Raw genomic sequence first — 3,613 nt, forward strand, 5'->3', positions numbered from 1 at the left:
GTGGCGGGCGGTGCCCCGTTGCACGGTCCCGGCAGGCGCACGGCCCCCGCCGCGCCGGGCGGATGCCTGCGGCGCGACGGGGGCCGTGGGTGCGGCGGAACGGTGCCCGGCGCGTGCGCTACTTCTTGCCCTGCCCGGCGACGGCCTTGATGGCGTCGGCGGCGGCGTCGGGGTCGAGGTAGGTGCCGCCGGGGTTCAGCGGCCGGTAGTCGGCGTCCAGCTCGTAGGAGAGCGGGATGCCGGTGGGGATGTTGAGGCCCACGATGTCGGCGTCGGAGATGCCGTCGAGGTGCTTGACCAGGGCGCGCAGGCTGTTGCCGTGGGCCGCGACCAGCACGGTGCGGCCGGCGCGGAGGTCCGGCACGATGCCGTCGTACCAGTACGGCAGCATGCGGGCGACGACGTCCTTGAGGCACTCGGTGCGCGGCCGCAGCTCGCCGGGGATCGCCGCGTAGCGCGGGTCGTCGCTCTGCGACCACTCGGAGCCGTCGGCCAGCTCCGGCGGCGGGGTGTCGTAGGAGCGGCGCCACTTCATGAACTGCTCCTCGCCGAACTCGGCGAGGGTGGCGGCCTTGTCCTTGCCCTGGAGGGCGCCGTAGTGGCGCTCGTTCAGCCGCCAGGAGCGGTGGACCGGAATCCACGGGCGGTCGGCCGAGGTCAGGGCGAGGTTGGCGGTGCGGATGGCCCGCTTCTGGAGCGAGGTGTGCACCACGTCGGGGAGCAGACCGGCGTCCTTCAGCAGCTCGCCGCCGCGTACCGCCTCCTTCTCCCCCTTGTCGGTCAGGTTGACGTCCACCCAGCCGGTGAACAGGTTCTTCGCGTTCCACTCGCTCTCGCCGTGGCGGAGCAGAATCAGTTTGTACGGTGCGTCGGCCATGCCCCGAGCGTATGCGAAGCGGCATCGGCGGCCGGAGGCCGTCCGGGTTCCGGCCGCCGGGTTGCGGTCGGCCTGCGGGGAGGCTGCCGGGGCTCTGCGGGCGGCGGGCGGGGCGTCAGTCGCGGCGGAGGGAGCGGAGCAGGCGGAGGAGCGCACGCTCGGCGGTCGGCCATGCCGCACCCGCTGCGACGGCGAGCGCCGTGGTGCCGGCAGCCCAGACGGCGATGCGGGCGGACCCGTCGACGAGGTCGGCGACGGCGGCCCCGGCCGTCGCCGTGATCGCGCCCGTGAGCGCGGCGAGCAGCGCCGTGCCGAGCAGGCGCGTCGGCCGCGGATGCCGCCACCGACGCCGGACGGCGCGCAGCTCCGCGGCGGCGGCCGCCAGGACGCAGGGCAGTCCGGCGGGCGGGTGACGGTGGCCCGGCCGGGGCTGCCGGGCGGGCCCGAGGGACGCGGCGCCCCCTATGGTCTGCTCCCGGCAGCGGGTGTCCTCGTCGGTGCGGGTGGCCTCGCGGCGGCGGGCGGCCTCGCCGGCCCGGGCGTTCCTGGGGCCGGGCGCCCGGCCGACGGGCGTCATCGGCCCGGTCGTGCCTGTCTCCGGCTGCATGTCTCCCGCACCCCCGGCTGGTCGGCGACCGCCCGGCGGCGGTCCGCCGGTACCGGACAGATCATGCCAGCCGGCGCCGTTCCGGGTGGACTCCTGACACCCGACGCGAAATGCCCGGGATCGGGCGCGATACCGCGCGCCCTCGTGGTGCGCCGGGCGGTGGCCGGGGGCTCGCCGGGCGCCGCCGGCTCCAGCGGGCCGACCGCGACGTGCCGTCGCGGAGCCCTTGACGGCGACCGCTTCGGTGGCATGCAATATTTCGCATGCCGGTACCGGAGAATCGTGGCCTCGTCCGTAGATCCCTGCTGCGCGAGGACGCCTATCGAGCCATCAGGGACGCCATCGTGAGCGGCACGCTCGCCCCCGGGGAGCGGCTGCACGACGCCGACCTCGTCGCCTGGCTGGGGGTGAGCCGAACCCCGGTGCGCGAGGCGCTGGGCAGGCTGGAGCAGGTGGGGCTGGTGCAGACGAGCCCCGGTCGCCACACGGTGGTCAGCCCGTTGGACGTGCGGGCGGTGCACCACGCCCAGGCGGTCGTGGCGGCCATGCACGAGCTGGCCGTCCGGGAGGCGGTGCCGCATCTGGCGGCGGACGACCTGGCGGCGATGCGCGCGGCGAACTCGCGGTTCGAGGCGGCCGTTCGCGCGGCGGACGTGGACGCGGCGCTCGCTGCCGACGACGCGTTCCACGGGGTGGCCGTCACCGCCGCCGCCAACCAGGCGGTGGTGACCGTGCTGGAGCAGTTCACGCCGGTGCTGCGGCGGCTGGAGCGGCTGCGCTTCGGCTCGCTGGCCGGGCGGGCGTCGGTGGCGCAGCACGAGCGGATCGTCGCGCACTGCGCGGCGGGCGAGGTCGACGCGGCCGCGGCCGCCGCGCGGGAGAACTGGCTGACGCTCGCCCCGCTGCTCGACACCGCCGGCGGCGGCGCCCCGGCGGCACCCGACGCACCCGACGGCCGGGACGGCTGAGCCGCCCGGGGCCGGCGCCCACGGCGCTCCCCCGTCCACCCGATCCCCCGCGCGCCCGACCCACCTCTTCGCCCGACCCACCTCACCGCCACCGGAGGCCCCCGTGTCCCTCGACGACTTCGACCGCCATCCGCTGCTCTTCGGGCCGAGCCCGGTGCACCCGCTGGACCGCCTCAGCGATCACCTGGGCGGCGCCCGCATCTGGGCCAAGCGGGAGGACTGCAACAGCGGCCTCGCCTTCGGCGGCAACAAGACCCGCAAACTGGAGTACCTCGTCCCGGAGGCGCTGCGGCAGGGCGCCGACACGCTGGTGACCATCGGCGGGGTGCAGTCCAACCACACCCGGCAGGTGGCCGCCGTGGCCGCGCGGCTGGGCATGAAGGCGGTGCTGGTCCAGGAGAGTTGGGTGGACTGGCCGGACCCCGTCAACGACCGGGTCGGCAACATCCTGCTGTCCCGGATGATGGGCGCCGACGTCCGGCTGGTGGACGCCGGGTTCGGCATCGGCTTCAAGGAGAGCTGGGAGGGCGCGCTGGAGGACGTCCGCGCGGCGGGCGGCACCCCCTACGCGATCCCGGCCGGCGCCTCCGACCACCCGCTGGGCGGGCTGGGGTTCGCCAACTGGGCGGCCGAGGTGGAGCAGCAGGAGCGTGAGCTGGGCGTCTTCTTCGACACGATCGTGGTGTGCAGTGTCACCGGCAGCACCCACGCCGGGATGATCGCCGGGTTCGCCGGGCAGGACCGGCCGCGCCGCGTCATCGGCATCGACGCCTCGGCGAAGCTCGACGAGACCCGTGCGCAGGTGGAGCGGATCGCCCGGGACACCGCCGACCGGATCGGGTTGGGCCGTGAGCTGCGGGACGAGGAGATCACCGTGCTGCCGGGGTGGGCGGGCGAGCTGTACGGCGTGCCGGTGCAGTCGACACTCGACGCCATCCGGCTCAGCGGCTCCCTGGAGGGCATGATCATCGACCCGGTGTACGAGGGGAAGTCGATGGCCGGGCTCATCGACCTGGTCGGCAGCGGGGAGATCCCCCGGGGCTCCACCGTGCTCTACGCCCACCTCGGTGGGCAGCCCGCGATCAACGCCTACAGCGGCGTCCTGGGCTGATTGCTTCTGCCGCCGTCGGGGGCCGGCCGCCGGTGCGGCCGGGCACCGGC

At 75.5% G+C, this 3,613-nt stretch carries 4 protein-coding genes; 2 read left to right on the top strand and 2 right to left on the bottom strand.

Features of this window, described 5'->3' with window-relative positions; translation table 11 throughout:
• Positions 1-118 precede the first annotated feature (118 nt).
• Positions 119-877: a phosphoglyceromutase gene (locus tag HCN56_RS24435; protein WP_167974655.1), complete on the bottom strand. Its 759-nt coding sequence runs from the start codon at positions 875-877 to the stop codon at positions 119-121.
• A gap of 115 nt (positions 878-992) precedes the next feature.
• On the bottom strand, positions 993-1,484 hold the full coding sequence (locus HCN56_RS24440) for a hypothetical protein (RefSeq protein WP_167974657.1): 492 nt from the start codon (positions 1,482-1,484) through the stop codon (positions 993-995).
• A gap of 263 nt (positions 1,485-1,747) precedes the next feature.
• Here HCN56_RS24440 and HCN56_RS24445 point away from each other — a divergent pair, with 263 nt between their 5' ends.
• A complete protein-coding gene (locus HCN56_RS24445) occupies positions 1,748-2,452 on the top strand; it encodes a GntR family transcriptional regulator (RefSeq protein ID WP_167974659.1) in 705 nt (234 codons plus the stop codon).
• Positions 2,453-2,555: 103 nt separating this feature from the next.
• On the top strand, positions 2,556-3,563 hold the full coding sequence (locus HCN56_RS24450; RefSeq protein WP_167974661.1) for a 1-aminocyclopropane-1-carboxylate deaminase: 1,008 nt from the start codon (positions 2,556-2,558) through the stop codon (positions 3,561-3,563).
• The last annotated feature ends 50 nt before the right edge of the window (positions 3,564-3,613 follow it).

The sequence above is a fragment of the Streptomyces lonarensis genome, assembly GCF_012033735.1.
Classification (GTDB): domain Bacteria; phylum Actinomycetota; class Actinomycetes; order Streptomycetales; family Streptomycetaceae; genus Streptomyces; species Streptomyces lonarensis.

Coding starts and splice junctions, on each gene's coding strand:
- HCN56_RS24445 (WP_167974659.1), top strand. CDS start 1,748: ATGCCGGTACCGGAGAATCGTGGCCTCGTCCGTAGATCCCTGCTGCGC.
- HCN56_RS24435 (WP_167974655.1), bottom strand. CDS start 877: ATGGCCGACGCACCGTACAAACTGATTCTGCTCCGCCACGGCGAGAGC.
- HCN56_RS24440 (WP_167974657.1), bottom strand. CDS start 1,484: ATGCAGCCGGAGACAGGCACGACCGGGCCGATGACGCCCGTCGGCCGG.